Here is a 26,490-nt window from a genome sequence, read left to right as displayed (position 1 = left end):
GAGACATGGGAGTAACGCTCGATTTCCTGACGCTACTGCCGTACGTCAGCGAGCTGGCACGAGGGCTAACCACCACGGTCATTCTGACCGTGGTGACCACGCTGACCGGCATTGCCCTGGCGGTCGTGGTGGCCTACCTGCGCATTCATGGTCATCCTTGGGTGCGCATGGGCATGGGCGGCTACGTCGAAGTGACTCGAAATACCCCCTTTATCGTCCAGCTTTTCTTTATCTTTTTCGGCCTGCCCGGGCTCGGTATCAAGATCGATGCCATCACGGCCGCCTTTCTGGCCATGACCCTGAACCTGGCTGCCTATAGTGCCGAGATTCTGAGGGCAGGCATCGGTGCGACCGCCAAGGGGCAGCTGGAAGCCGCTCGCGCCCTGGGCATGACGCGTCTGCAAAGCTATCGCCATGTGGTGCTGGTGCCCGCTTTTGCTAGGATCTATCCGGCGTTGATCAGCCAGTCGATCATCGTCATGCTCGGCTCGGCGGTGGTATCGCAGATTTCAGTCTTCGACCTTACTTATGCCGCCAATTTCATCCAGTCGCGCAACTTCAGGGGCTTCGAAGTCTATCTGGTGATCACGCTGGCCTACCTGCTACTGGCCTTTGGAATGCGCCGTGCCTTCATGCTGGCGGGTAAACGATTCTTTGCCTATCAGCAGGGGGAGCAACGATGATCGAATTCACCTTCTGGGATATCCTGCGCAATCTGTTATTGGCCACCCGCTGGACCATTGTTCTGTCGCTGATCGCCTTCGTCGGTGGGGCCACCGTAGGGCTCGTACTCACCTTCATGCGGCTCTCCAAGAGTCGCTTGATGCAGCGCTTCACCGCCCTGTACGTGGATCTTTTTCAGGGCACGCCGTTATTGATGCAGCTGTTCCTGATCTTCTTCGGCGCAGCGGCGCTGGGGCATCCCATCTCGGCGTGGTTGGCCGCATCGCTTGCCTTGACGCTCTTCACCAGCGCTTTCCTGTGCGACATCTGGCGTGGCTGCCTGGAAGCCGTTGCCAAGGGTCAGTGGCATGCGGCGCGGGTGCTGGGCATGAACTACTTCCAGACCATGCGTCATGTCATTCTGCCCCAGGCGATGCGCCTCTCGGTTCCGCCCACCGTGGGCTTCTCGGTGCAGGTCATCAAGGGAACCGCACTGGCTTCGATCATCGGCTTCGTCGAGCTGACCAAAGCCGGCACCATGCTCAACAATGCCACTTTCGAGCCCTTCACTATCTTCACGCTGGTGGCCCTTCTTTACTTTGCGCTGTGCTATCCCCTGTCCTGCTACGCGCGCCATCTGGAGAGAAAACTCTATGACGCTGGTTTGCGTTAAGAACGTCCACAAGGCCTTCGGCACGCTGGAAGTGCTCAAGGGTATCGATCTCGAGGTCGGCCAGGGTGAAGTAGTAGCAATCATCGGCCGCAGCGGCTCGGGGAAAAGCACGCTGCTGCGCTGCCTGAATCAGTTGGAGAAGCACGACGGCGGCGATATCACCATTGCCGGCAAGTGCCTGGATGGAGACGCCATGTCTCCAAAGGAGCTCAGCGCGAACGTTGGCATGGTGTTCCAGAGCTTCAACCTCTTTCCCCACAAGACGGTAGGGGAGAACGTCTGCCTGGCACCGGTCGTGGTGCGTGGCGAGAGCCGCCGGGATGCGGAACGAGTGGCTCGCGAGGTACTGGAGAAGGTGGGGCTTTCGGACAAGTACGACAGCTACCCCGCCCAGCTCTCCGGGGGGCAGCAACAACGGGTTGCCATTGCCCGGGCATTGGCCATGCATCCCAAGGTGCTGTTGTGCGATGAAGTCACCTCGGCGCTGGACCCGGAACTGGTGGGCGAAGTGCTGCGGGTATTGGAAGCACTGGCCGAGGAAGGCATGACACTGATCCTGGTAACTCACGAGATGGGCTTTGCCCGTGATGTGGCGGACCGAGTGGTATTCATGCATCAAGGGCGCATCCACGAGGCCGGAACTCCCACCGACGTGTTCGGTAATCCCAAAACGGCTGAGCTGAAGCAATTCATTTCGGCGGTGCTCTAGGAGCCTGTCGGGCTTAACGCTGATCTACCCCGAATCTCTCGCGACGTTCGGTCAAATCCGACAGGCTCCTAGTCTGACTGCCTAGGCTGGAGCCGGGGCAAAAGTCGTGGCAAAAAGTGTGTTCATTTTGCCAATATTTTTGTATACGATAAGTTGAGAGCAAGACGGTCTATCACTTCAACCAAGCCTAGGTCGAGGTCGAAGTCGAGAGCCGCGACTTCTTGTGGCGGCACGCCTTCTGCCCGCAGGCGTGCCGCCGGAACAGCCCTGGCGATACGGGCTGACTGCCGAATAAATTCAAGAGGCTGACATGCTGGAACTCAAAGCCGAGCCGCTGACGCCGGAGGCCTTCGCGCCCTTCGGTGACGTCATCGACACCCGCACGGCGGACTACTTTCACATCAACGCCGGGCGCACCCGGCGCTACCACGACCTGGCCAAGGTCGAGACGTTGGGCGAGCAGGCGAGGGCGCTGATCAGCATCTTCGTCAGTCAGCCCGTGTCGATCCCGCTGGAACTCGATTTCCTCGAACGCCACCCCCAGGGCAGCCAGGCCTTCATGCCGTTGCACGAGGAGCGCTTCGTGATCGTGGTGGCACCACCGGGCGATAGCATCGACCCAGCCGAGGTACGCGCCTTCGTCACCGATGGCCGTCAGGGCGTGAACTACCGCGCCGGCACCTGGCACGCCATCCAGTCGGTGCTCGAGCGCGAGGGGGAGTTCCTGGTGGTGGATCGTGGCGGTGAAGGCAACAACTGCGACGAGTATCCGCTGGCGCTACGCATTACGCTCTGATCTCCTCTCAGTGAGAAAGACCCAGGCTACTGTTTTGGCCTGGGTTTTTTGTGCTTAGAGAATTTTATGAAAATATTTTCCAGTTAATGTTGACGATGCGTGTCGAGGCTTCTAATCTCGGTATACAGAAATAATTTCCAAAAACAAAAGGCAGCCACTCACGGGAGGAACCGTCATGGCTCGTATGACCGCAGCAGAAGCCGCCGTTCACGTGCTCCGCAAGGAAGGTATCGACGTCGCGTTCGGCGTGCCGGGGGCCGCCATCAATCCGTTCTATGCCGCCCTGCGCAAGATCGGCGGCATTGACCACGTGCTGGCGCGTCACGTCGAGGGTGCGTCGCACATGGCCGAGGGCTACACCCGCACCAAGGCCGGTAACATCGGCGTGTGCATCGGCACCTCCGGCCCCGCCGGCACCGACATGATCACTGGGCTCTATTCGGCCAGCGCGGACTCCATCCCGATCCTGTGCATCACCGGCCAGGCGCCGCGTTCCAAGCTGCACAAGGAGGACTTCCAGGCCGTCGACATCCAGGCCATTGCCGGGCCAGTGACCAAGTGGGCGATCACCGTGCTGGAGCCGGCGCAAGTGCCGCGCGCCTTCCAGCAGGCCTTTCAGCTGATGCGCAGCTCGCGCCCGGGGCCGGTGCTGATAGACCTGCCGATCGACGTGCAGATGAGCGAGATCGAGTTCGACCCGGACACCTACGAGCCGCTGCCGGCCTACAAGCCCAGTGCATCACGGGCCCAGATCGAGAAGGCCATGGCCATGCTCGACGAGGCCGAGCGCCCGCTGATCGTCGCCGGCGGCGGCATCATCAACGCCGATGCCAGCGCGCTGCTGGTGGAGTTCGCCGAGCTCACCGGCGTGCCGGTCATCCCCACCCTGATGGGCTGGGGCAGCATCGCCGACGACCATCCGCTGATGGCCGGCATGGTGGGGCTGCAGACCTCACATCGTTATGGCAACGCCACGCTGCTCGAATCCGACTTCGTGATGGGCATCGGCAACCGCTGGGCCAACCGCCATACCGGCAATCTCGAGACCTACACCAAGGGGCGGAAATTCGTCCACGTCGACATCGAGCCGACCCAGATCGGGCGCATCTTCGGCCCCGACTATGGCATCGTCTCCGATGCCAAGGCGGCGCTGGAGCTGTTCGTCGAGCTGGCCCGCGAGAGAAAGGCGGCGGGCGCGCTCAAGGATCGCAGCGCCTGGGCCGAGTCCTGCCAGGAACGCAAGCGCACCCTGCTGCGCAAGACCCACTTCGATGACGTGCCGGTTAAGCCGCAGCGGGTCTACGAGGAGATGAACAAGGTCTTCGGCAGGAACACCCGCTACGTCAGCACCATTGGCCTGTCGCAGATCGCCGGCGCCCAGTTCCTGCACGTCTACAAGCCGCGCCACTGGATCAACTGCGGCCAGGCCGGCCCGCTCGGCTGGACCATTCCCGCCGCGCTCGGCGTGTGCAAGGCCGACCCGGAAGCCGAGGTGGTGGCGCTCTCCGGCGACTACGACTTCCAGTTCATGGTCGAGGAACTGGCCGCTGGCGCGCAGTTCAACCTGCCCTACATCCACGTGCTGGTGAACAACTCCTACCTGGGGCTGATCCGCCAGGCCCAGCGCGGCTTCGACATGGACTACTGCGTGCAGCTCTCGTTCGAGAACGTCAACTGCCCGGAGATCAACGAATACGGTGTGGATCACGTCTCGGTGGTGGAGGGGCTTGGCTGCAAGGCCCTGCGTGTCACCCGGCCGGACGAAATCGTGCCCGCCCTCAAGGAAGCAAAGGAGCTGATGGCCCAGTACCGGGTGCCGGTGGTGGTGGAGGTGATCCTCGAGCGGGTGACCAACATCGCCATGGGTACCGATCTCGACGCCATCAACGAGTTCGAGGCGCTGGCCGACGAGGGGGCGGATGCGCCGACCTCAATTGCCCAGCTCACCTAGGAAGGAAACACTGCGAGAACTCATCGTTTCGATTGATTGGCAGGCCGCGCCGAGGGGCGCCGGGGACAGGACGTAGAGGAGGTCTTTTGCCATGGATGGCAAAAGTAGCCCCAGGGATGGGTTCACAGCGCCTCCTCGCAGTCCTGTCGCCGGGTCAGCCCCGTTCGATAGCACAGCGCGAGACCTGGCTACGACCCAAGGAGTCAAATCATGCCCAAGTTTGCCGCCAACCTCAGCATGCTGTTCACCGAGGAGGATTTCCTCGACCGCTTCAAGGCCGCCGCCGAGGCCGGCTTCAAGGGCGTCGAGTACCTCTTCCCCTACGATTATTCCGCCGCCGAGCTCAAGGCGCGCCTCGACGAGCACGGTCTGACCCAGGTGCTGCACAACCTGCCGGCCGGCGACTGGGGTGCCGGCGAGCGCGGCATCGCCTGCCACCCGGATCGCGTCGAGGAGTTTCGCGCCGGCGTGGAGAAAGCCATCGACTACGCCACGGTGCTCGGCTGCAAGCAGGTCAACTGCCTGGCCGGCATCCAGCCCCAGGGCGTGAGCCTGGAGCAGGCGCGGCGCACCCTGGTGGAGAACCTGCGCTACGCTGCGGATAAGCTCGAGGCCGCCGGTATCCTGCTACTTGCCGAGCCGATCAACACCCGCGACATTCCCGGCTTCTTCCTCAACCGCACCGAGCAGGCCCTGGCGATCTTCGACGAGGTGGGCAGCCCCAACCTCAAGCTGCAGTACGACATCTACCACATGCAGATCATGGAGGGCGACCTGGCGCCGACCATCGAGAAGCACCTGGATCGCATCGCTCACGTGCAGTTGGCCGACAACCCGGGCCGCCACGAGCCGGGTACTGGCGAGATCCACTACCCGTTCCTGTTCGCCCATCTCGACCGGTTGGGCTACGACGGCTGGATCGGCTGCGAGTACAAGCCGAAGACGACGACAAAAGAAGGGCTGGGCTGGCTCGACCAAGCCCGCGGCTGAGGCGCAGCAGCCCCTCCTAACGAGGGGCGCCGGGGGCAGGCCAAAGAGGAGGTCTTTTGCCATGGATGGCAAAAGTAGCGCCCAGGGATGGGTTCACAGCGCCTCCTCGACGGCCTGTCGACGGATCAGCCCCGAGTGGCAACGTCATTCGCGACTGCCACTGCATCCGATTGCAACGACAAAGACAAGCGGAAAGGAGAAGCATCATGAGCAAGATCGGTTTCATTGGCCTTGGCATCATGGGCCGCCCCATGGCGGGGCATCTGCTGGATGCCGGCCACGAACTCGTCACCGTCAAGCGCGGCACGCTGGACGCCACCCTGGCCGAGAAGGGCATGCGCGAACTCGACAGCCCCCGCGCCGTGGCCGAGCAGGCCGAGGTCGTCATCACCATGGTGCCGGACACCCCCGACGTCGAGCAGGTACTGTTCGGCGAGGGCGGCGTCATCGAAGGGCTCAAGCCCGGCACCCTGGTGATCGACATGAGTTCGATTGCACCCATCGCCACCCAGGGCTTCGCCAAGCGCATCCATGAGGCTGGCGGCGAATATGTCGACGCGCCGGTGTCCGGCGGCGAGGGCGGTGCCATCAACGCGGCGCTGACCATCATGGTGGGCGCCACCGAGGAGGGCTTCTCGCGTGCCAAGCCGATTCTCGAGGTGATGGGCAAGACCATCACTCATATTGGCGGCCACGGTGCCGGCCAGACCTGCAAGGTGGCCAACCAGATCGTGGTGGCACTCACCATCGAGGCGGTGGCCGAAGGCCTGCTGTTCGCTTCCAAGGCGGGCGCCGACGTGGCCAAGGTGCGCGAATCGCTGCTCGGCGGCCTGGCGCAATCGAAAATCCTCGACGTGCACGGCGAGCGCATGATCAAGCGTACCTTCGATCCGGGCTTCAAGATCAAGCTGCACCAGAAGGACCTCAACCTGGCCCTGGAAGGGGCGCGCAGCCTCAACCTGGCGCTGCCCGGCACCGCCAACGCCCAGCAGCTGTTCCAGGCCTGCACCGCGCATGGCGGTGGGGAGTGGGATCATGCCGGTATCCTGCGCGCGCTGGAGGCGTTGTCCGACCATGAGGTGGGCAACTGAGCTGCGTACATTGAGGAGACGCTATGCGGCCTGCCAGTCGCGCAGACGGTAGGCCAGGCTTCCCTCCGGTGGGCGTCGGGCCGTCGTCCACCAACCGGCCGTACCCCATGCGGCCTTGACCCGGCGGCGGGATCCCCGGCTGGACCCGCCCGTCGCCGGGCTTTTTTCTCTCTTTGCCTGCTGCTACCGTCGAAGCCTGTCGCCAGTGAGGTGTATGTCCATGACTCCTGATCTTCCTTCCCTCGACTCAACGGCGGACGTGGCAGCGTGGTTGCGCCAGCTCGCCGACGTTGCCGTGACCGCCGTGCATCCCGATACCCTGGTCGCCGACCTGCTACCCGACCCTCCTCCGGGTCGCACCGTGGTGGTGGGCGCCGGTAAGGCCGCTGCGGCCATGGCCGCAGCGCTGGAGCGCGCCTGGCAAGAGCGCTGTCCTGACGCACCGCTCTCCGGACTGGTGGTCACGCGCTACGGGCATGGCGAGCCATGCGAGGTGATCGACGTACTCGAAGCCTCTCACCCGATGCCCGACGACTTGGGCGAAAAGGCGGCCCGGCGCATGCTCGAAGCCGTCGAGGGGCTGGATGAGGACGACCGCGTGATCGCGCTGATCTCCGGTGGCGGCTCGGCCTTGATGACGCTGCCTGCCGAGGGCATCTCGCTTGCCGACAAGCAGGCCATCAACCGCGAGCTGCTGCGGTGCGGGGCTCCCATCGGCCAGATGAACACGGTGCGCCGCCATCTTTCGGCGATCAAGGGCGGACGCCTGGCGGCGGCGGCGCACCCCGCCCAGGTGTTGACCTGGCTGATCTCCGACATCCCCGGCGACGTCGCCACGCAGATCGCCTCGGGGCCGACCCTACCGGATCGCTCGACCCCGGCCGATGCCCTGGCGGTGCTGGAGCGCTACGGCATCGAGGTGCCCGCTCACGTGCGTCGTCATCTGGAGCAGGTTCAGGGAGCGCCATCGCCCAACGACGAAGCCTTCGAACGCGACGACAGCGTCACCCTGGCGCGTGCCCGGGATGCGCTGGAGGCTGCCAGGGCCGCGGCCGAAGCGGCCGGCGTGACGGTGAAGGTGCTGGGCGACGACCTTGAGGGCGAGGCCCGCGAACTGGGGCGTGCCCAGGCGCGCCTGGCGCTCGAGGCCCACGACGAGGTCGCTTCGCCATTGCTGATCCTCTCCGGCGGCGAGACCAGCGTCACCGTGCGCGGCGACGGTCGCGGCGGGCGTAACGTCGAATACTTGCTGGGACTGTTCGAGGCGCTGGAAGGTGTTGCGGGCGTCCACGCCCTGGCCATCGATACCGATGGCATCGACGGCTCCGAAGACAATGCCGGCGCGCTGTTCTCGCCCGATGATTGGAACCGTGCCAAGGAGCGAGGCCTCGAACCGGCCGATTACCTGTCACGTAACGACGCGTATACTTTCTTCCAGGCATTGGATCGACTGATCGTCACTGGGCCGACTCGAACCAATGTCAACGACTTCCGTGCCATCCTGGTCTTGCCGAGGACACCATGACGCTTCCGCCACACGCTCCCATTCACGACCCCATCCGCCGCACCAAGATCGTCGCCACCCTGGGGCCGGCCAGCGATCGCGAGGGCGTGCTGGAGGCGATGATCCGCACCGGCGTCGACGTGGTGCGCCTCAACTTCTCCCACGGCAGCGCCGCCGACCACCGCCGCCGACTGATCGCCGTGCGCCAGATCGCCGACCGCCTGGGACGCAGCGTCGCCGCCCTGGGCGACCTGCAGGGGCCCAAGATCCGCATTGCCCGTTTCCAGGACGGCGCCGTGGTGCTCGAGGAGGGCCAGCCCTTCGTGCTCGACATGGCACTCGCCAGCGACGCCGGCGACGCCACCCGCGTCGGCTGCGACTACAAGCAGCTGATCGACGATGTCGCCCCCGGCGATCGCCTGCTGCTCGACGACGGCCGCCTGGTGCTCGTGGTGGAGCGCGTCGCGGGCGAACAGGTCCACACCACCGTGGTCACCGGCGGCAAGCTCTCCAACAACAAGGGCATCAACAAGCAGGGCGGCGGACTCTCGGCCCCGGCGCTCACCGACAAGGACAAGGCCGACCTCGCAACCGCCATCGAGATCGGCGTGGATTATCTGGCCGTCTCCTTCCCGCGCTCGGCCGAGGACATGCACGAGGCGCGCCGCCTGCTGGGCGAGGCGGGCAAGGAGATCGGCCTGGTCGCCAAGCTCGAGCGCGCCGAGGCGGTGGCCGACGACGCCACCCTGAACGGCATCATCGAGGCCTCCGAGGCGGTGATGGTGGCGCGCGGCGATCTCGGTGTGGAAATCGGCGACGAGAAGCTGATCGGCATGCAAAAGCGCATCATCAAGCGCGCCCGCACGCTCAACCGCGCGGTGATCACCGCGACCCAGATGATGGAGTCGATGATTACCTCGCCGCTGCCCACCCGCGCCGAGGTGTTCGACGTCGCCAACGCCGTGCTCGACGGCACCGACGCGGTGATGCTCTCGGCCGAGACCGCCGCCGGCGACTACCCGGTGGAGACGCTGGAAGCGATGCGCCGGGTGTGCCTCGGCGCCGAGCGCGAGCGCATCGCCCAGGAGTCGGGCCACCGCATCCACGAGGGCTTCTCGCGCATCGACGAGACCATTGCGCTGTCGGCCATGTATGCCGCCAACCACCTCACCGGGGTGGCCGCCATCGCCTGCATGACCTCCACCGGCTACACCCCGCTGATCGCCTCGCGCATCCGCTCGGGGCTGCCCATCGTCGGGCTGGCCCACAGCCCCATCGCCCAGCGGCGCATGGCGCTCTACCGCGGGGTGGTCTCGCTGCCGTTCGACACCACGGCGATGGCCGCCAGCGAGCTCAACGACCGGGCGCTGGCGCTGTTGGTGGAACAGGGGATTGCCGAACCGGGGGATCATGTCATCCTGACCCGGGGCGACCACATGAACGCCCACGGTGGAACCAATACCCTGAAGATATTGGATGTTTCCGAGAAACATTCTCCGGCCTGAGGTTTTGTATACAGAAAGTGGGCATTCGTGTGGCCAGGATCGGGGAAACATGCGAAGGTAGGCTCATGAACGAGGGAGACGAGGTCGGCTCATGAGCACTACCTGGCAGGACGAGATTGCCGCCGAGACGCGGGGCGGTGGACGGATCAGCGACCGCTTCATTGTCGACAAGGTACGCACTGCCGTGTTGACCCAGCGTCTGCCGCCCGGCACACGGCTGCCGGAGGTGGCGCTGGGCGAGATATTCGGCGTCAGCCGCTCGGTGGTACGCAAGGCGCTGACCCGGCTGGCGGCCGATCATGTCGTCAGCCAGCAGCCCAACCAGGTGGCCCGGGTACGCGCGCCGAGCATCGAGGAGACCCGCGAAACCTTCGCTGCCCGTCGCCTGGTGGAAGGGGAAGTGGCGGCACTGTTGGCCGGCCGGCTCGACAACGAGCTGCTGGCGAACATTGCCACGCTGGTCGAGCAGGAGGCCGATGCCCATGCTCGCGGCGACGAGCCTGAGCGTATCGAGCGCTCGCTGGCCATCCATCACCTGCTCGCCGAGCACTCGCCCAATCGCGTGCTCGGAGCGATGTTGACCGACTTGATCCTGCGTACCTCCATCGTCATCGCACTGTACAAGCGCGCCGGCCTGGCGAGCTGCTACCTGGCCGAGGATCATCCGGCGCTGCTCGCTCACCTGCGCAGCGGCGACGGCGAAGCGGCGCGGCGCTGCGTTCACGATCACCTCCAGGCGCTGGAAGGGCTGCTCGATCTGACCACTCGCGAAACACGCATCGACCTGATGGCGATCCTCGGTCAGCGCGAGGACGTTGCCTCCTGATTCCACGATGTTGGTGGTGGTACCTCCCCTGGCCGGCTTTACCGGCCGCAGCCGCTGAATGACAATGCCGTCACGTCATTCCCTGCGCCTGGGACGCTCACGATGAAATTTTTCCCCCGCTGGCTGGTAGCCGTCTGTCTGGTCCTGACGTGGAGTCCGGCTCAGGCAGCGTCGCCGATCGTCGCCGCGGCCTCGTCGCTGCAGTTCGCCTTCCCCGAACTGCTGGCGGCGTTCGAGGCCGAAACGGGGCACAGCGTGCGCGTCAACTACGGCGCTTCAGGCAACTTCCGGCGCCAGATCCAGCAGGGCGCACCGTTCGAGGTGTTCCTCTCGGCCGACGAAATCAACGTCGAGGCACTGGAGGAGGCCGGCCTGCTGGAGGAAGGGAGCGAGGTCTATGCCGTGGGCCGGCTGGTCTGGCTGCAGCGGGCCGGGCGTGGCGACCTGCCATCCACCGAGGCGCCGCTTGCCGGCGTGCAGGAGGCCCTGGCCGGGTTCGAACGGGGAGAAGGGCGACAGCGTATCGCCCTGGCCAACCCCGAGCATGCACCCTACGGGGTGGCGGCGCGTCAGGTGATCGAGCAGGCCGGGCTATGGGAAGCCACTACGCCACTGCGCGTATTCGGCGAGAACGTCTCCCAGGCGGCCCAGTTCGCCCTTTCCGACGATGCGCGCGGCGGCCTGGTGGCCGAGTCGCTGGTACTGGCGCCGCCGCTGGCCGAGCGCGGCGATTTCCTGTTGATTCCCGAAGCCTGGCACGAGCCGCTGGTGCAGCGCATGGCGCTGGTCAAGGGAGCCGGCGAGACCGCCCGGGCCTTCTACGCCTGGCTGCAGGAGGACGAAGCCCGGGAGATCCTGTCCCGCTATGGTTTCCGCCTTCCCGGCGAGGCTGGCGAAGACGCGAGCGGCGAAGGGAGCGAGACGCCCTGATGGACTGGACGGCGCTCTCGGTCTCGCTGCAGCTGGCGGTGCTGACCTGCCTGTTCCTGCTGCCCTTAGGCCTGTGGCTTGGCCGCGTGCTCGCCCAGGCGAGCTTTCGCGGCAAACCGCTGTGCGAGGCCCTGGTGGCGCTACCGCTGGTGATGCCGCCCACGGTGCTGGGCTTCTACCTGATGATGAGCTTTGGCCGCGACGCTCCCTTCGGAGCATTCTGGCATCGTCTCACCGGCGAGGGACTCAACTTCACTTTCACCGGCATCCTGCTGGCCTCGCTGGTAGCCAACCTGCCGTTCGCCGTGCAGCCGATCCAGCGCGCCTTCGAGGCGGTGCCGGCCAACCTGCGGGAGGCGGCCTGGTGCTGTGGGCTCTCGCCGTGGCAGACCTTCCTGCGCATCGAGTTGCCGCTGGTCTGGCCGGGTGTGATCTCGGCACTGGCGCTGACCTTCGCCCATACCCTGGGCGAGTTCGGGGTGATCCTGATGGTGGGTGGCGCCATCGACGGCGAGACCCGCACCCTGGCCATCGCCATCTACGACCGGGTGCAGGCCTTCGACGAGCGCGGCGCCGGCATCATGTCGGCCATGCTGCTGCTGGTCTCCTTCGTCACCATCGGCGTGGTATACGGCCTGGCGGGCCGCAGGCGGTGGCGTCGTGTCTGAGCGCAACACGGGACCTGTGCCCGGCCGTGAGTTGCTGCCTGCCTCGGGGCGGCTGGAAGTGGCCGTACAGCAGTCCGGCCCCATTCCTCTCGATGCCCGGTTCCACTGCGATGCCGGCGAAATGCTGGCGCTGGTCGGCCCCTCCGGCAGCGGCAAGACCACGCTGCTGCGAACCATTGCCGGGCTGATGAAGCCGCGCGAGGGGCGTATCGCCTGCGGCGAGGAGACCTGGCTCGACACCGCGGCGGGGGTCGATCGTGGGCCGCAGCGGCGGCGCGTAGGCCTGGTGTTCCAGGACTATGCGCTGTTTCCGCATCTGAGTGCCCGCGACAACATACGCATCGCGCTGCGCCATCTAGAGACCTCGCAGCAGGCGGAGCGCGCCGAGCACTGGCTGGCTCGCGTGCACCTGGAGGGGCTGGGTGGGCGCTACCCGGCGCAGCTCTCCGGCGGGCAGCGGCAGCGGGTGGCATTGGCGCGAGCGCTGGCGCGCGAGCCCCGGGCACTGCTGCTCGACGAGCCGTTTTCAGCCGTGGACCAGGTAACCCGCCGCCGGTTGCAGCGCGAACTGTCCCGGCTGCGCGAGCAGATTCGCATTCCCATCCTGCTGGTCACCCACGACCTGGATGAGGCAGTCGCCCTTGCCGACCGGCTCTGCGTACTGCATGGAGGAAGGAGTCTGCAGGAGGGCGATGCCGAGACACTCTTTCGTCGTCCGGCCAGCGCCGAGGTGGCACGGCTGCTGGACCGCCACAACCTGTTCGAGGGGCGGGTGGTAGCGGCCACCGATGGGCGTCGGCTACAGTGGGGACCGCTCATGCTCGAGGTGGCTCAGGGTCTCGATGCCTGTACGCCGGGACAGCGCGTGAGCTGGTACCTGCCCGATTCCGACGTGGTGCTACATCGGGGAACGCGGGCCGCCGAGGGCAAGCGCGAGAATGTCGTCGAGGGTGTGGTGAGCGAAATGATCGTAATGGGAGGCACCACCACGCTGGCGGTGGATGTCGAGCCGGTCGGAGAAACGCTGCGCTTCGATATCTCCACCCATGCCGCCAGGCGCAGTGCCCTGGCTCGCGGTGAAAGGGTGCAGGTCTCGCTGTTGGCGGCCGGTATCCACCTGTTGCCCGACGAACCCAAGGAGATGGCGACATGATCCGTGATCAAGTACTGAATGGCGGCGGGCTGGCGAGCATCATCGTGCTGGCACTGCTGTCCATGGCCTGGCCGTGGCCTGCGGCTGCCGATGAGCCCTCGACGCTCGAGCGTGTGCCGCTGGAGATTCATGCCGGCGGCGAGCGCTACCGGCTGGCAGTGGAGCTGGCGCGCACCTCGGCCGAGCGCCAGAAGGGGTTGATGGATCGCGACCACCTCGACCCGGAGGCCGGCATGTTGTTCCTCTATCAGGAGCCCCAGCCGCCCCAGGGCGGTTTCTGGATGTACCGCACCCGCATCCCGCTGGATATCGCCTTCCTTGACGCCGAGGGGCGGATCACCGCCCTGCATACCATGCAGCCGTGCACATCGCGTAACCCCTACGACTGCCCGGTCACCGTGGCCGGAGTCACCTATCATGCGGCGCTGGAGGTCAATGCCGGCTTCTTCGCGGCGCGCGGCATCGAGGAGGGCGCCTGCGTGCGCTGGCCTGGGCGCCAGAGTGCCTGCCCGTCAGCGGCCGAATAAGGCTCTGAAGCGGATCACGATCAGCGCCACGCCGGCGAGGACCATGGCGCCGCCGATCAGGATATGGGCGTTGAGCGCCTCGCCCAGCAGCACGATGCCCAGTACCACGGCGCCCGCTGGCACCAACAGGCTCAGCGGCGCCAGGCGGCTCACCGGGTGGCGTCGCAGCAGGCCATACCACAGGCCGTAGGCGACGATCGACGACATCACGGCGGTGTAGAACACCGCACCCCAGCCGAACCAGCCAGCCGCCGCCATGGCGCTCATGTGATCGTGCTCGAACCACCAGGAGCCGAGTGCCACCTGAGGCACGGCGAACAGCGCCGTCCATCCGGCCAATGCCAGGGGGGCGATATTGGGCCCCTTCTTGATCAATAGCTGCGACACCGCCCAGCCGAAGGCGCTGAGCAGCAGCAGGGCCATGGGCAGCGGTGAGGGCAGGCTGGGTCCGCCGGCCAGTACGACCACGCCACCGAACGAGAGCACGAGTCCCGCCAGGCGCTTGGCGCTCAGGCGCTCGCCGAGGAAGATCACCGCCAGCAGGGTGGCGAAGGGCGTGCCCATCTGCACCAGCAGCGCGCCGGTGCCGGCCTCGGCCTGGCCCAGGCCGATGAACAGTAGGGCGAAGTGCAGGGTGCCGAAGGTTGCCGAGATCATCACGAGGAAGGGCAACTGGTGACGCGCCACGGGATGAAAGGGCACCAGCAGGGCGGCGACCAGGATGAAGCGCAAGGTCGTCAGCAGTAGCGGTGGCAGTTCCGCGACGCCCAGCTTGATGACGATGATGTTCAGGGCCCAGATCGCCACGATCACCAGGCCCAGCAGCAGGTCGCGCAGTGGCACGTCGGCTTCCTCGATGAATTCGGCCAGGCGAGGGTAGCAGTCCAAAACCTCCGCGTCGCCCGATATCGTTATCGGGCTACCATTCAACGCATGACATCGTAGAATGTCGAGGCGTGGCGATGCTCGTCGATGCCCGCCAGAACGATAATCACGGCCGGCCCTGTCGGAGCTGGCCTCATCAGCTGCAAGGACACGTCATGAATTCAGCAAGCCGTATCACCCGTATCGCTGCGGCCTTGGCCGGTGCCGCCGTGCTGACCGCTTCGCTCACGGCGCAGGCACGCGAGCTTTCCGTTTCCACCGTGCTGTCCGATGCCTTCCCCTGGGGCCAGGCGGCGGAGAAATGGGCCGAACTGGTGGAGGAGCGCACCGGGGTGAACTCACCCTGCGCGTCTATCCCAACTCACAGCTGGTGGCCGGCGACCAGACCCGTGAGTTCTCCGCCATGCGTTCCGGTTTGATCGATGTGGCCGTGGGCTCGACCATCAACTGGTCGCCCCAGGTACCCGAGCTCAACCTCTTCTCGCTGCCGTTCTTCATGCCCGACGAGGCGGCCGTGGATGCCGTGACCGGCGGCGAGGCCGGCGAAATGATCTTCGAGGCCATCGAGTCGCGCGGCGTGATTCCGCTGGCCTGGGGCGAGAATGGCTTCCGCCAGATCTCCAATTCGCGCGGTCCGATCACCGAACCCGGCGATCTCAACGGCTTGAAGATCCGCGTGGTCGGCTCGCCGCTGTTCCAGGACACCTTCACCGCATTGGGCGCCGATCCCACCCAGATGAGCTGGACCGATGCCCAGCCGGCACTCACCACCGGTGCCGTGGATGGCCAGGAGAACCCGCTCTCGGTGTTCGACGTGGCGCGCATCGACCAGGTCGGGCAGGAGTACCTGACCCTGTGGAACTACATGAACGATCCGCTGATCTTCGCCGTCAACCAGCAGGTATGGGAGACGCTCTCCGAGGAGCAGCGCGAGATCCTGCGCGAGACCGCCGTCGAAGCCGGGGAGTGGGAGATCGCCATGACTCGCGAGCAGGAGAGCGAGCGTCTTGCGGCCATCCAGGAACGTGGCGTGCAAGTCACCGAACTCACCGAAGAGCAGCATCGCGCTTTCGTCAACGCCACCCAGAGCGTGCATGAGAAGTGGACTCCTCGCATCGGTCCGGAACTGGTCGAAGCGGCACGCCAGGCCATCGAGGAGCGCTGAGCCCACTTTCCCGCCGACCCGGCTCCACTGCTGGCGCCGGGTCTCTATCGCGAGGCTGTCATGAAATTCTCTCCCGATGCCAGGCCCGAGCGCTGGCTGGGCTCGTTGGCGCTGGCCGTCATTTCGCTGATCAGCCTGGGCAACGTCATCACACGTTATGTGAGCGGCGGCTCGCTGGCTTTCACCGAAGAGTTCTCGGTGTTCCTGCTGGTGGTGCTGACCTTTGCCGGTGCCTCGGTCGCGTTGCGCCGTAACGGCCATATTCGAATCGGTCTGCTCGAGCGTCACCTGCCGGCCGGCCCGCGGCGGGCCCTGATCCTTTTCCAGGGCCTGTGCGGTGCCACCGTGCTGGGCCTGATCACTTGGTACGGTGCCAAGCTCACCTGGCAGGAGTATCAGTGGGAGTCATTGTCTCCAGGGCTTGGGCTGCCGCAGTGGTGGTACCTGCTGTGGCTGCCGCTGCTCTCGGCCACCATGCTGGTGCGGTTAGCACAGCAGATACTCGACCGCTGGCGCGGGAGACTCGACGATGAGCCCTGACCTTTGGATGATCCTGGCCTTTGCCGGGCTGTTGATCGCCGGCGTGCCGGTGGCCTTCTCGCTGGCGCTGGCCGGTGCGGTCGGCATCGTCATGGGGCTGCCGCCCGCGATGCTGGCGACGCTTGGCACCAATACCTACAACAGCATCGCCAAGTATCCGTTGATCGCCATTCCGCTGTTCATCATGACCGGGCTGATCTTCGAGCGCGCCGGGGTGGCGTTGCGCCTGGTGCGCTTCGCCCAGGCGCTGATCGGGCCGCGCCATGGCGGGCTTGCCCTGGTGGCAGTGCTGGTCTGCATGATCATGGGTGGCATGAGTGGCTCCGGTCCGGCGGATGCCGCCGCGGTGGCCATGGTGATGCTGCCGAGCATGACCAAGGCGGGTTATCCCAAGCCCTTCTCGGCCACGCTGATCGCCGCTTCCGCTTCCACCGCAATCCTGATTCCGCCTTCGGTGGCGCTGATCCTCTACTCCATCGTGGTGCCCGGGGTCGACCTGCGGGCGCTGTTCGCGGCCGGGCTGTTTCCCGGCATATTGGCCGGTCTGGCGCTGCTGGTACCGGCGCTGTTGGTCTCCCGGCGGTACGGCTGGGAGGGGGCAATGCCATGCCGCTCGCCGAGCGGCCGAAGGTGGGGGAGCTTCAAGCAGGCATTGCCGGCGCTGTTCGCCCCGGTACTGATTCTGGGCGGGTTGCGCTCGGGACTGTTCACGCCCACTGAAGCGGCCGTGGTGGCGGTAGCCTATGGCGCCCTGGTCGGGCTGTTCCTGACCCGAGAAATCGGTTGGCGCGACTTGTGGAGCCTGTTCGGCGAAGCGGCGGTGATCTCCGGTGTAGTGATGCTGATCATCGCCCTGGCCGGTATCTTCGCCTGGGCCGGCACCATGCTCGGCACCTTCCGTCACCTGGCGGAGTGGATCATCAGCCTGTCCGACAGCGGCGTGCTGCTGCTGATCCTGATCATGCTGGCGGTGCTGCTGGCGGGCATGCTGCTCGATGCCATCTCGATCTATCTGATCATGATGCCGATCCTGATCCCGGTGATGCAGCACTTCGGTTGGAACCCGGTGTGGTTCGGCATCCTGCTGGCGATGAACATTGCCATCGGTCAGTTCACGCCGCCGGTGGCGGTCAATCTGATGGTCACCACCGAGATTGCCAAGATTCGCCTCGAGCAGACCGTAGGCTGGGCACTACTGTTCGTGCTGGCCATGGCCAGCGCCCTGGCGCTGGTCGCGATCTTCCCGGAAATCGCGCTGTGGTTGCCAAGGGTACTCGGCTACAACGTCTGATCCCGGGAGGTCAGGGTGCGCTGGAAGACTTTGGTGCTGCCGGCGTCGAACAGTACGAAGCGCACCTTGGCGATACCGGGGCAGCGAGGTAGCGTTTCGCGAACCGTGGCGAGGGCGATCCGGGCCACTTCCTCGAGGGGGTAGCCGAAGGCGCCTGCTGACAGGGCCGGAAAGGCAATGCTGGCAAGCCCATGGCGTTCGGCCAGCTCGAGTGCGTTGCGATAGCAGGCAGCGAGCAGTTCCGCTTCTGGCCTGTCGCGCCCGTATACCGGCCCCAGGCAATGAATCACGTGGCGGTTGGGTAGCCCGAACGCCTCGGTGATCACCGCCTGGCCGGGCTCGATCGGCGCCAACGGACGGCAAGCCTGCTCGAGTTCCGGCCCGGCTGCCCGATGCAGTGCCCCAGCGACGCCGCCGCCTGGGCGCAGGGCGGCATTGGCAGCGTTGACGACGACGTCGATATCGGGCTGGTCGGCGATGTTGCCCCGCACGCACTCCACTTTGGCTGGCATGTGGCATTCCTCATGGTGTGTCTTGTCAGTTTGGACAGCGGCGCGGTGCCGATTCAAGTATGGCGCGCGGGGTGTGACGACTCTAGGTGAGACGATGCGTTGCATTTGCTTGCTTTTTTCGTGACATTCGTTGCAATTCGCCTCCAAAACTTGCATCTCACTGCTCAAGACGGTACCAATGTGCTCCCCCGATAAGCCCTGGCTGTGCCGGCCCATGACCGGTGCAAAGGCGTCTCTGTGCGTGTCGCTGGCCAGGGCCATGACAACAGGAGGAGGCAATGAACCAGCGCGTGAACGTCGAACTCGGCCAGGCAGGGGCCGAGCCCATCGAGGCCCGGCAATTCAAGGTCTACACCCATCGCCAATTGGACAAGATCGAGGCGATTCAGTCTCTGCCTGAAGACCTGCGTTTCGAAATGCGGGTGGTCAGCCAGGTACTGCCGTTTCGGGTCAACGAGTATGTCATCGAAGAGCTGATCGACTGGAACGACATACCGGCCGATCCCGTCTTTCAGCTTACCTTCCCGCAGCGCGGCATGCTCAGGCCCGAGCACTTCGACGCGGTAGCCGAGCTGCTGCGCCGTGACGCCGATGCCGCCGAAATGAAACCGGTGATCGAGCGAATACGCGCCGAACTCAACCCGCATCCGGCGGGCCAGATGGATCTCAACCTGCCGCTGCTCGATGGCGAGCTGTTGCCCGGCATGCAGCACAAGTATCGTGAGACGGTGCTGTTCTTCCCCAGCCAGGGCCAGGTTTGTCACAGCTACTGCACTTTCTGCTTCCGCTGGGCACAGTTCGTCGGCGACAAGGATCTCAAGTTCGCCTCCAGCGAAGCCGATTCGCTGCATCGCTACCTGGCCGAGCACACCGAGGTCACCGACCTGTTGATGACCGGCGGCGATCCCATGGTGATGAAGGCCAAGCACCTGCGCCAATACCTGGAAGGGCTGATGGCGCCGGAGCTGGATCACGTCCAGGACATCCGCATCGGCTCCAAGAGCCTGACGTTCTGGCCCTACCGCTTCGTCACCGACCCGGACGCCGAGGATGTCCTGGCGCTGTTTCGTGAGCTGACCGCTGCCGGCAAGCATGTCGCCTTCATGGCGCACTTCAACCACTGGCGCGAGATGGAAACTCCCATCTGCCGTGAGGCGATCCGCCGTATCCGTGCTGCCGGCGCCGAGATTCGTACCCAGGCGCCACTGCTCAAGCACATCAACGACGATGCCGGACAATGGGCGCGCATGTGGATCACCCAGGTGCGCCTGGGGATGATTCCCTACTACATGTTCGTCGAGCGCGATACCGGGGCCCGCCACTACTTCGAGGTGCCTTTGGTCCGTGCGTGGGAGATCTATCGCGAGGCGATCAGGCGGATACCGGGACTGGCACGCACCGCCCGCGGGCCCTCCATGTCGGCCGATCCGGGCAAGGTGGAAATCCAGGGTGTGACCGAGATACACGGCGAGAAGGTGTTCGTACTGCGCTTCATCCAGGGCCGTGACAGCGACTGGGTGCAGCGACCGTTCTTCGCCAAGTACGACGAGACCGCCACCTGGCTCAATCACCTCGAACCGGCGCTGGGCGAGAGCGAGTTCTTCTTCGAGGAGGATTTCGCGGCGATGAAGGAGTACAAGCGGGAGCTGATCCTCCAAGCGTCCTAGCCTCTCAGAAGGGCTGCGCGCCGCGCGGGAACCGTCACGCGCATGGCGTTTCATTCGGTGGCGGTTATGTACGCTCATGGGTCATGCCCAGCAGGCATTAACGATCACTAAACGAAAAACGCGACTAGAATTAAGCCAGTTGAAAAAGACCCATCGTCACGACGTTTTTTTCGCTAAAGTAGAGGGGAGCGGTGGCAACCGCAGCCAAAGGCCAAGCGCCTGGCAACTCAGGGACTTTGCTTTCCAGCAATGACAGCTAGCCAATAACGTCAAGAGGTGTGTTAATGAAACGCCATGCTTTCTCCGCGGCAGCCTTCTCGGGAGCGCTCCTGGGCGCCGCCATGTTCTCTGCACCGGCCGTAGCGCAGGATCGCTTCATCACCATCGGCACCGGCGGTCAAACCGGCGTCTACTACGTGGTGGGTCAGTCAGTCTGTCGCATGGTGAATCGCGGCAGCGACGAGCACAACATTCGCTGTAACGCCCCGTCCACTGGCGGTTCCGTGGCCAACGTCAACGGCATGCGTAGCGGCGAGCTCGACATGGGCGTGGTGCAGTCCGACGTGCAGTACCGCGCCTACCACGGCGAGGACAACTTCGAATCCGACGGCGCCTGGGAAGACATGCGTGCCGTCTTCACCATGCATGGTGAGCCGCTGACCGTGGTGGCACGTGCCGACTCCGGCATCGAGCACTTCACCGACTTCCCCGGCAAGCGCGTCAACATCGGCAACCCGGGCTCCGGCCAGCGCAACACGATGAATGTGGTGATGGAAGCGATGGGTTGGGACACCAACACCTTCTCGCTGGCTTCCCAGTTGGATGCCGCCGAGCAGGCCGCGGCTCTCGCCGACAATAACATCGATGCCATGGTCTACGTGGTGGGCCACCCCAACGGCTCCATCCAAGAGGCCACCACCACCATCGATGCGCGCATCGTGCCGGTGACCGGTGACGAGATCGATGCCCTGATCGAGGAGTATCCCTACTACACCCGTTCGGTCATTCCTGGCGGTCTGTATCGTGGCAACGACGAGGACGTCGAGACCTTCGGCGTCGCGGCAACCTTCGTCACTTCCACTGCCACGGATGAAGAAGTCGTCTACGAGACCGTCAAGGCGGTATTCGAGAATTTCGATCGCTTCAAGCGCCTGCACCCGGCGTTCGAGAATCTCAACGAGGAAGACATGATCTCCGACGGCCTGACTGCACCACTGCATGATGGTGCCGCTCGCTACTATCGTGAGCGTGGCTGGATCGAGTGATGTGGCATTGAGGGGTAGAGATTCCCTCAGGTGAGATGCGCGGACCCTAGGGGGTCCGCGCATCCGTTTTGACCGGCCACTGGCCTTTGAATGAGCTGGCTTCTCGGAGCCGGTAATTTTCAGAGCTAAAGCGATCGTGGGGCACACGGTAATGACTGACGAAAAGACGAATCCACACAAGCCCGAGGCCGACCTCGAGGATATGGTAGCCTCGAGCGACACTGGGGCGCGCAAGCCGCTGGGTGTCCCGGGAAAGCTGCTGGTCGGCGTGGCGGCCGCCTGGTCGCTGTTCCAGCTCTGGATTGCTTCTCCGCTACCTTTTCTGTTCCGCTTCGGGGTATTCAATGCCACCGAGGCGCGTTCGATTCACCTGGCCTTCGCCACCTTCCTGGCATTCATGGCCTATCCGGCACTCAAGCGCTCGCCGCGTGACCGCATTCCGCTGCAGGACTGGGTCCTCGGGCTGGTGGGTGCCTTCTGTGCCGCCTATATCTATCTGTTCTATGCCGAACTCTCCCAGCGTCCCGGTTCGCCGATCCTGCAGGACGTGATCGTGGGTGTCGTGGGTATCGTGGTACTGCTCGAGGCGACCCGCCGTGCGCTCGGGCCGCCGCTGGCGATCGTCGCTTCAGTGTTCATCCTCTACTCGTTGTTCGGCCCCTACATGCCGGGCATCCTGGCTCATCGTGGGGTCAGCCTGTATGGCCTGATCAATCATCAGTGGCTGACCACCCAAGGGGTGTTCGGCATTGCGCTGGGGTCTCCACTAGCTTCGTATTCCTGTTCGTGCTGTTCGGCGCTCTGCTCGACAAGGCGGGTGCGGGGAACTATTTCATCAAGGTCGCTTTCTCGCTGCTCGGCCACTACAAGGGTGGGCCGGCCAAGGCTGCCGTCGTTGCCTCCGGCATGACCGGCCTGATCTCCGGCTCCTCTATCGCCAATACGGTGACCACCGGCACCTTTACCATCCCGATGATGAAGCGGGTCGGATTCTCGGCCGAGAAGGCCGGCGCGGTGGAAGTCTCCTCTTCGGTGAACGGCCAGATCATGCCGCCGGTGATGGGGGCGGCGGCCTTCCTGATGGTCGAATATGTCGGCATTCCCTATGTAGAAGTCATCAAGCACGCCTTCCTGCCGGCGGTAATCTCCTATATCGCGCTGATCTACATCGTCCACCTCGAGGCGCTCAAGGCGGATATGAAGGGGCTGCCGTCGAGCAACCCGGTACGCCCTTTCCTCAACAAGGCGATCGGCTTCCTGACCGGCCTGATCCTGCTCATGGCACTATCGTTCGCCGTCTACTACGGTCTCGGTTGGCTCAAGCCGGTGCTCGGCGATGCCACGCCCTGGGTGGTTGGCGTGGTGCTGGCCGTCGTCTATGTGGGCCTGCTCAAGCTCGGCTCTTACTACCCGAGCTGGAACTCGACGACCCCACCTCCAAGGTGGTGACGTTGCCGCAAACCAAACCCACGGTCATGGTGGGGCTGCACTACATTCTGCCGGTCATCGTGCTTGTCTGGTGCTTGATGGTCGAGCGCCTGTCTCCGGGCCTGTCGGCGTTCTGGGCGACGGTGTTCATGATCTTCATCATGATTACCCAACGCCCTATCACTGCCTTCTTCCGTGGCCGCAGCCGCCTTGTAGCGGACATCAAGGAGGGCTTCCTTGATCTGTGGGACGGCCTGGTCGCGGGTGCCCGCAACATGATCGGTATCGGTATCGCCACCGCGACGGCCGGTATCGTGGTCGGGGCGGTCTCGCAGACTGGGGTTGGCCTGGTACTCGCCGATGTGGTCGAGATACTCGCCATGGGCAACCTGATGCTGATCCTGCTGCTGACCGCCGTTCTCAGCCTGATCCTCGGCATGGGTCTGCCCACCACCGCCAACTACATCGTGGTATCGGCCCTGATGGCGCCGGTGATCGTACTGCTGGGCCAGCAGAACGGTCTGATCGTGCCGCTGATCGCGGTGCATCTGTTCGTGTTCTACTTCGGCATCATGGCCGACGTGACGCCCCCTGTGGGGCTGGCCTCGTTCGCCGCCGCTGCGGTTTCCGGCGGCGATCCGCTACGTACTGGCTTCCAGGCGTTCTACTACAGCCTGCGTACCGCGGCATTGCCATTCCTGTTCATCTTCAATACCGACCTGCTGTTGATCGACGTCGGGTGGGTACAGGGCATCGTGATCTTCGTCATAGCGACCATCGCCATGCTGATCTTCGCTGCCGGCACGCAGGGCTACTTCCTGGTGCGCAACCGTTGGTACGAGTCGATCCTGCTGCTGCTCGTTGCCTTCACCCTGTTCCGCCCCGCCTTCTGGATGGACCGCATACACGACCCCTATGAGTCCATCCCCCCGGCGGAATTCGCCCAGGCGCTGGCAGCGGTGGACGACGGCAGCCAGCTACGTGTGCAGATCGCCGGTGAGGACGCCTTTGGCGATCCGATGACCACCTACGTGCTGGTGCCGGTACCGCGCGGCGACTCGGCCGAGGAGCGAATGGAACGATTGGGTATGGAGCTGTGGGTGGAAGGCGACCAGGCCACCGTCGACTTCGTCGAGTTCGGCAGCCTGGCGGCGGATCTCGGCTTCGACTTCGACCAGGAGATCATCGAGGTGCTGGCGCCGGTGGATCGCTGGGCCAAGGAGTGGATGTGGATCCCTGGCTTCCTGGTGTTCGGCCTCGTAGTGCTGTTGCAGCGTCGGCGTCGCCAGCAGCAGCCATCGACCGCCCATGCCGCTTGAGGAGGGTGAAGATGTACAACAAGATTCTGCTGTCAGTGGACCTCAACGAAGAGTCCTCATGGACCAAGGCGCTGCCTACGGCCTTGACCCTGTGTCGTACTTTCGGCGCCTCGCTGCATGTGGTGACGGTACTACCCGACTATCACATGCCGCTGGTCGGCTCCTATTTCCCGAGCGACTTCGCGAAGAAGGCACACGAGGCGCTGTCCCAGGCGCAGCACCGTTTCATCGAGGAGAACGTTCCCGAGGACATCAAGGTGCAATCGGTGATCGTCGACGGCTCGCCGTGGGAGGCGATCGTCAAGGCAGCCAAGAAGCTCGACGTCGACCTGATCGTGATGGCCTCGCACAACAAGCGTAAATTCGCCGACTATGTGCTGGGCCCCAACGCCGAGCACGTGGTGCACCATTCCAAGATGTCGGTAATGATCGTTCGCTAAAGGCGTAATGCCTCCTTGCTCTCGGCAAAACGCGTTACGCCTTGGCCATGGCCGAGGCGTAACGCGTTTCAGACTTCAGGTTACGTCGAGTTCGGCCACGTGGCGGGCCGTTTCTCCGCTATCGTCCTGCCAGGTGAACTCGACTTCTCCGCTCTCCTGTGGCGCAAGGAAGAAGCGCAGGTAGGGGTTGGCCGATACCGATTGATGCAGTTCCGCTTCGAAGACGGTATCGCCGTTCAGCGAGACGCTGAAGCGCTCGACGATATGGCGTGGCACGACATTGCCGTCGTCGTCCTCGCGCAGCCCGGTCTCCATGGGGTGGTTGATCAACGTACGAACCTCGCCCGGCTCGCCCGCTGCCAGCCCGGAGGGGATGCTGACACGAGGGTTGGAGAGAGGATCCGGCATCTCCCCTCCATTACGCATCAGGCAGCCGCTGACGGTGACACGCACCTCGCGAGCGGTAGCGAAGCGTTCGCCCTGTTGGCTGGTGGCAATGGCGATCACCTGCTGGGTCTCGTTGAGTCGTATCCGGGTGGAGACCTCCGTCTTGCCACCGAGTGGCGTGAGATGGAAGGTGGCGATACTGGGCGATGGGTTGGCATTGGCGAACAGGTCGATGCGCTCGATATAGTCGCCTTCGTCGAGCTCGCCAGCGAAGCTTACCGTCAGCGGTACGGAAGAACCGTCTTCCGAGACATGGGGTAGATCGAGCGTAAGCCCTTGGGTCTGGGGCTCGCTGTCACCCAGCAACGATTGGGCGGCGTCCAGACGCTGCCACGGCTCGTTGGCCAGCGCCGACATGGCGAGCGCAGCGAGTGCGAGGCCGGCGGCAGCATGCGTCAGACTGCGCAGCGGGCCCCGGCGAGACGCGTGGTGGCGAGCGAAGCGGAACGAACGCATGGTCATCTCCATTAGGGTCATGAATTGGACAGCGCCAGTGGCCTGCGGATTCCCAGTTGGGCTCCCAGCACGATGCCGGCCACGGCGACGAAGGAGGTGAGCGACAGCGTCGAGATGCCCGACAGACCCTGGCCGATGGAGCAGCCCAGTGCCATGACGCCGCCAAGGCCCATCAACGCCCCGCCGGCCATGCTGCGCAGCATGTGTGTGGGTGAATCGAAGGAGCGTAGGGTCCAGTCGCGTCGTAACAGCGCCGTTGCCAAGGCGCCCAGGAGCACGCCGGCCACTACGCTGACGCCGAAGCTAAGGCGGGTGCCGGTGGAGAGCATCAGGTACTGCAGCGACTCACCGATGGGAGCGACGAAGGTCAGGCTGGCCAGGCGCACGGGCTCGAAGTCGTCGAAACCGAGTACGCCGGTGGCGTACCAGCCGGCGGGGACCAGTGCGCCGATGATCAGGCCGCCGAGCCAGTCACGCGGTGACGCGCGGAATTCCTGAGCCGCGAATGCCCAGCCCAGCAGGGCGCCACCGATGAGCAGTGCCAGCAGCCAGCCAGGCAAGCCTAGCAACGCGGGCAGGCCGGTGGCGGTAAGGCGCAAGCTGGCACTGCTCTCCAGCCACAGGCGCAAGGGGGCGAGCACGCCGGAAAGCGTCATGTAGGCCGCCAGCCCCAGGCATACCAGCACGACGAAGCTGCGCAGGTTGCCGCTGCCGAGCAGCACCAGGGCACGGGCACCGCAGCCGTTGGCCAGCGCCATGCCGTAGCCGAACAGCAGGCCACCCAGGGGACGGCGAGCCAGGCGAGAGAGGGAGTCGCATACAGCGAGGCGTCGAGCGACACCAGGCCGGCGGCGGCCAGGCTTTGGCTGCCAATCAGTGCCACGCCCATGGCCAGTGCGAAGGCGCGCAGCTTGCGTGTATCGCCCTCGGCCGTTGTGTTGGCGAGACCCCGCAACAGGCAGAACCCGGAGAGCTGGGCGGCGCTGCCGAACAGCACTCCGATCGCCAGGCCGGACCAAACGACTAATTCGGTGTGGGTCATTTTTCCCCCTAAGCGCAGGGCCACCCAAAAGGTGGCCCTGCGCATTA

24 protein-coding genes and 2 pseudogenes are annotated in these 26,490 nt (G+C 64.7%); 21 read left to right on the top strand and 5 right to left on the bottom strand.

Annotated elements, in window-relative coordinates:
- Positions 1–5 precede the first annotated feature (5 nt).
- From EKK97_RS18355 to EKK97_RS18290, 14 genes are all read left to right on the top strand, one after another.
- Positions 6–683, top strand: a complete 678-nt coding sequence (locus EKK97_RS18355; RefSeq protein WP_159554091.1) for an amino acid ABC transporter permease — start codon at positions 6–8, stop codon at positions 681–683.
- Positions 680–1,336, top strand: a complete 657-nt coding sequence (locus EKK97_RS18350; RefSeq protein ID WP_159554089.1) for an amino acid ABC transporter permease — start codon at positions 680–682, stop codon at positions 1,334–1,336. The genes EKK97_RS18355 and EKK97_RS18350 overlap by 4 nt, the downstream gene beginning before the upstream one ends.
- Positions 1,317–2,045, top strand: coding sequence for an amino acid ABC transporter ATP-binding protein (locus EKK97_RS18345; RefSeq protein WP_159554087.1), 729 nt, complete (start codon positions 1,317–1,319; stop codon positions 2,043–2,045). The genes EKK97_RS18350 and EKK97_RS18345 overlap by 20 nt, the downstream gene beginning before the upstream one ends.
- A 310-nt stretch (positions 2,046–2,355) precedes the next feature.
- Positions 2,356–2,841 (top strand): ureidoglycolate lyase, encoded by a 486-nt coding sequence (locus EKK97_RS18340; RefSeq protein ID WP_159554085.1) that lies wholly within the window; start codon positions 2,356–2,358, stop codon positions 2,839–2,841.
- 175 nt (positions 2,842–3,016) lie between these two features.
- Entirely contained in the window at positions 3,017–4,792 is a 1,776-nt protein-coding gene (gene gcl / locus EKK97_RS18335; RefSeq protein WP_159554083.1) for a glyoxylate carboligase, read from the top strand.
- A 210-nt stretch (positions 4,793–5,002) separates the two neighbouring features.
- Positions 5,003–5,782 carry a hydroxypyruvate isomerase gene (gene hyi, locus EKK97_RS18330; protein WP_159554081.1) on the top strand — a complete coding sequence of 260 codons (780 nt, stop codon included), beginning with the start codon at positions 5,003–5,005 and terminating at the stop codon, positions 5,780–5,782.
- Between the two features lie 206 nt (positions 5,783–5,988).
- On the top strand, positions 5,989–6,873 hold the full coding sequence (locus EKK97_RS18325; RefSeq protein WP_159554079.1) for a 2-hydroxy-3-oxopropionate reductase: 885 nt from the start codon (positions 5,989–5,991) through the stop codon (positions 6,871–6,873).
- 214 nt (positions 6,874–7,087) lie between these two features.
- Positions 7,088–8,398: a glycerate kinase type-2 family protein gene (locus tag EKK97_RS18320; protein WP_422672860.1), complete on the top strand. Its 1,311-nt coding sequence runs from the start codon at positions 7,088–7,090 to the stop codon at positions 8,396–8,398.
- Positions 8,395–9,882 (top strand): pyruvate kinase, encoded by a 1,488-nt coding sequence (pyk, locus tag EKK97_RS18315; RefSeq protein WP_159554075.1) that lies wholly within the window; start codon positions 8,395–8,397, stop codon positions 9,880–9,882. The genes EKK97_RS18320 and pyk overlap by 4 nt, the downstream gene beginning before the upstream one ends.
- A 91-nt stretch (positions 9,883–9,973) precedes the next feature.
- Positions 9,974–10,708 carry a GntR family transcriptional regulator gene (locus EKK97_RS18310; RefSeq protein WP_159554073.1) on the top strand — a complete coding sequence of 245 codons (735 nt, stop codon included), beginning with the start codon at positions 9,974–9,976 and terminating at the stop codon, positions 10,706–10,708.
- A 102-nt stretch (positions 10,709–10,810) separates the two neighbouring features.
- Positions 10,811–11,638, top strand: a complete 828-nt coding sequence (modA, locus tag EKK97_RS18305) for a molybdate ABC transporter substrate-binding protein (protein ID WP_159554071.1) — start codon at positions 10,811–10,813, stop codon at positions 11,636–11,638.
- Positions 11,638–12,306, top strand: a complete 669-nt coding sequence (gene modB, locus EKK97_RS18300; protein ID WP_159554069.1) for a molybdate ABC transporter permease subunit — start codon at positions 11,638–11,640, stop codon at positions 12,304–12,306. Before modA ends, modB begins: the two co-directional genes overlap by 1 nt.
- Positions 12,299–13,459, top strand: a complete 1,161-nt coding sequence (locus EKK97_RS18295; protein ID WP_234286728.1) for an ABC transporter ATP-binding protein — start codon at positions 12,299–12,301, stop codon at positions 13,457–13,459. Before modB ends, EKK97_RS18295 begins: the two co-directional genes overlap by 8 nt.
- Complete coding sequence (locus EKK97_RS18290) at positions 13,456–13,986, top strand: DUF192 domain-containing protein (RefSeq protein ID WP_159554067.1); 531 nt, start codon at positions 13,456–13,458, stop codon at positions 13,984–13,986. The genes EKK97_RS18295 and EKK97_RS18290 overlap by 4 nt, the downstream gene beginning before the upstream one ends.
- On the opposite strand, the gene EKK97_RS18285 is transcribed toward EKK97_RS18290, so the two are convergent.
- Positions 13,972–14,829: a DMT family transporter gene (locus EKK97_RS18285; RefSeq protein ID WP_159555855.1), complete on the bottom strand. Its 858-nt coding sequence runs from the start codon at positions 14,827–14,829 to the stop codon at positions 13,972–13,974. The genes EKK97_RS18290 and EKK97_RS18285 overlap by 15 nt on opposite strands.
- A 197-nt stretch (positions 14,830–15,026) precedes the next feature.
- Here EKK97_RS18285 and EKK97_RS18280 point away from each other — a divergent pair.
- The 3 genes and pseudogenes from EKK97_RS18280 to EKK97_RS18270 all read left to right on the top strand — a co-directional run bounded on the left by EKK97_RS18280 (position 15,027) and on the right by EKK97_RS18270 (position 17,867).
- Positions 15,027–16,036 (top strand): annotated as a pseudogene (locus EKK97_RS18280) (DctP family TRAP transporter solute-binding subunit).
- 60 nt (positions 16,037–16,096) lie between these two features.
- Positions 16,097–16,576 (top strand): TRAP transporter small permease, encoded by a 480-nt coding sequence (locus tag EKK97_RS18275; protein ID WP_159554065.1) that lies wholly within the window; start codon positions 16,097–16,099, stop codon positions 16,574–16,576.
- Positions 16,566–17,867, top strand: a complete 1,302-nt coding sequence (locus tag EKK97_RS18270; RefSeq protein ID WP_159554063.1) for a TRAP transporter large permease — start codon at positions 16,566–16,568, stop codon at positions 17,865–17,867. Before EKK97_RS18275 ends, EKK97_RS18270 begins: the two co-directional genes overlap by 11 nt.
- Here EKK97_RS18270 and EKK97_RS18265 read toward each other — a convergent pair.
- Positions 17,855–18,379 carry a macro domain-containing protein gene (locus EKK97_RS18265; RefSeq protein ID WP_159554061.1) on the bottom strand — a complete coding sequence of 175 codons (525 nt, stop codon included), beginning with the start codon at positions 18,377–18,379 and terminating at the stop codon, positions 17,855–17,857. The genes EKK97_RS18270 and EKK97_RS18265 overlap by 13 nt on opposite strands.
- A 278-nt stretch (positions 18,380–18,657) precedes the next feature.
- Here EKK97_RS18265 and EKK97_RS18260 point away from each other — a divergent pair, with 278 nt between their 5' ends.
- From EKK97_RS18260 to EKK97_RS18245, 4 genes and pseudogenes are all read left to right on the top strand, one after another.
- On the top strand, positions 18,658–20,046 hold the full coding sequence (locus EKK97_RS18260; protein ID WP_159554059.1) for a KamA family radical SAM protein: 1,389 nt from the start codon (positions 18,658–18,660) through the stop codon (positions 20,044–20,046).
- 284 nt (positions 20,047–20,330) lie between these two features.
- Positions 20,331–21,311: a TAXI family TRAP transporter solute-binding subunit gene (locus EKK97_RS18255; protein WP_159554057.1), complete on the top strand. Its 981-nt coding sequence runs from the start codon at positions 20,331–20,333 to the stop codon at positions 21,309–21,311.
- 151 nt (positions 21,312–21,462) lie between these two features.
- Positions 21,463–24,058, top strand: a pseudogene (locus tag EKK97_RS18250) (TRAP transporter permease).
- An 11-nt stretch (positions 24,059–24,069) separates the two neighbouring features.
- On the top strand, positions 24,070–24,498 hold the full coding sequence (locus EKK97_RS18245) for a universal stress protein (RefSeq protein WP_159554055.1): 429 nt from the start codon (positions 24,070–24,072) through the stop codon (positions 24,496–24,498).
- 75 nt (positions 24,499–24,573) lie between these two features.
- On the opposite strand, the gene soxZ is transcribed toward EKK97_RS18245, so the two are convergent.
- The 3 genes from soxZ to EKK97_RS25015 are packed head-to-tail and all read right to left on the bottom strand — an operon-like array spanning position 24,574 to position 26,443.
- The gene (soxZ, locus tag EKK97_RS18240; protein WP_159554053.1) at positions 24,574–25,401 is read right to left on the bottom strand and encodes a thiosulfate oxidation carrier complex protein SoxZ; all 828 of its coding nucleotides are present in this window, start codon (positions 25,399–25,401) and stop codon (positions 24,574–24,576) included.
- Between the two features lie 17 nt (positions 25,402–25,418).
- Positions 25,419–26,159, bottom strand: coding sequence for a YeeE/YedE thiosulfate transporter family protein (locus EKK97_RS18235; protein WP_236551286.1), 741 nt, complete (start codon positions 26,157–26,159; stop codon positions 25,419–25,421).
- On the bottom strand, positions 26,054–26,443 hold the full coding sequence (locus EKK97_RS25015; RefSeq protein WP_236551285.1) for a YeeE/YedE thiosulfate transporter family protein: 390 nt from the start codon (positions 26,441–26,443) through the stop codon (positions 26,054–26,056). The genes EKK97_RS18235 and EKK97_RS25015 overlap by 106 nt, the downstream gene beginning before the upstream one ends.
- Positions 26,444–26,490: the final 47 nt, after the last annotated feature.

Origin of the sequence: Billgrantia tianxiuensis (assembly GCF_009834345.1) — a bacterium.
Taxonomy (GTDB): Bacteria; Pseudomonadota; Gammaproteobacteria; order Pseudomonadales; family Halomonadaceae; genus Halomonas; species Halomonas tianxiuensis.
The sequence above is the reverse complement of the archived record's forward strand: the minus strand, read 5'-3'. Positions and strand labels throughout refer to the sequence as shown.

Excerpts from the sequence above, each read along its gene's own strand:
- EKK97_RS18355 (WP_159554091.1), top strand. The coding sequence starts at position 6 with ATGGGAGTAACGCTCGATTTCCTGACGCTACTGCCGTACGTCAGCGAG.
- EKK97_RS18350 (WP_159554089.1), top strand. The coding sequence starts at position 680 with ATGATCGAATTCACCTTCTGGGATATCCTGCGCAATCTGTTATTGGCC.
- EKK97_RS18345 (WP_159554087.1), top strand. The coding sequence starts at position 1,317 with ATGACGCTGGTTTGCGTTAAGAACGTCCACAAGGCCTTCGGCACGCTG.
- EKK97_RS18340 (WP_159554085.1), top strand. The coding sequence starts at position 2,356 with ATGCTGGAACTCAAAGCCGAGCCGCTGACGCCGGAGGCCTTCGCGCCC.
- gcl (WP_159554083.1), top strand. The coding sequence starts at position 3,017 with ATGGCTCGTATGACCGCAGCAGAAGCCGCCGTTCACGTGCTCCGCAAG.
- hyi (WP_159554081.1), top strand. The coding sequence starts at position 5,003 with ATGCCCAAGTTTGCCGCCAACCTCAGCATGCTGTTCACCGAGGAGGAT.
- EKK97_RS18325 (WP_159554079.1), top strand. The coding sequence starts at position 5,989 with ATGAGCAAGATCGGTTTCATTGGCCTTGGCATCATGGGCCGCCCCATG.
- EKK97_RS18320 (WP_422672860.1), top strand. The coding sequence starts at position 7,088 with ATGTCCATGACTCCTGATCTTCCTTCCCTCGACTCAACGGCGGACGTG.
- pyk (WP_159554075.1), top strand. The coding sequence starts at position 8,395 with ATGACGCTTCCGCCACACGCTCCCATTCACGACCCCATCCGCCGCACC.
- EKK97_RS18310 (WP_159554073.1), top strand. The coding sequence starts at position 9,974 with ATGAGCACTACCTGGCAGGACGAGATTGCCGCCGAGACGCGGGGCGGT.
- modA (WP_159554071.1), top strand. The coding sequence starts at position 10,811 with ATGAAATTTTTCCCCCGCTGGCTGGTAGCCGTCTGTCTGGTCCTGACG.
- modB (WP_159554069.1), top strand. The coding sequence starts at position 11,638 with ATGGACTGGACGGCGCTCTCGGTCTCGCTGCAGCTGGCGGTGCTGACC.
- EKK97_RS18290 (WP_159554067.1), top strand. The coding sequence starts at position 13,456 with ATGATCCGTGATCAAGTACTGAATGGCGGCGGGCTGGCGAGCATCATC.
- EKK97_RS18275 (WP_159554065.1), top strand. The coding sequence starts at position 16,097 with ATGAAATTCTCTCCCGATGCCAGGCCCGAGCGCTGGCTGGGCTCGTTG.
- EKK97_RS18270 (WP_159554063.1), top strand. The coding sequence starts at position 16,566 with ATGAGCCCTGACCTTTGGATGATCCTGGCCTTTGCCGGGCTGTTGATC.
- EKK97_RS18265 (WP_159554061.1), bottom strand. The coding sequence starts at position 18,379 with ATGCCAGCCAAAGTGGAGTGCGTGCGGGGCAACATCGCCGACCAGCCC.
- EKK97_RS18260 (WP_159554059.1), top strand. The coding sequence starts at position 18,658 with ATGAACCAGCGCGTGAACGTCGAACTCGGCCAGGCAGGGGCCGAGCCC.
- EKK97_RS18255 (WP_159554057.1), top strand. The coding sequence starts at position 20,331 with ATGAAACGCCATGCTTTCTCCGCGGCAGCCTTCTCGGGAGCGCTCCTG.
- EKK97_RS18245 (WP_159554055.1), top strand. The coding sequence starts at position 24,070 with ATGTACAACAAGATTCTGCTGTCAGTGGACCTCAACGAAGAGTCCTCA.
- soxZ (WP_159554053.1), bottom strand. The coding sequence starts at position 25,401 with ATGCGTTCGTTCCGCTTCGCTCGCCACCACGCGTCTCGCCGGGGCCCG.
- EKK97_RS18235 (WP_236551286.1), bottom strand. The coding sequence starts at position 26,159 with ATGGCGCTGGCCAACGGCTGCGGTGCCCGTGCCCTGGTGCTGCTCGGC.
- EKK97_RS25015 (WP_236551285.1), bottom strand. The coding sequence starts at position 26,443 with ATGACCCACACCGAATTAGTCGTTTGGTCCGGCCTGGCGATCGGAGTG.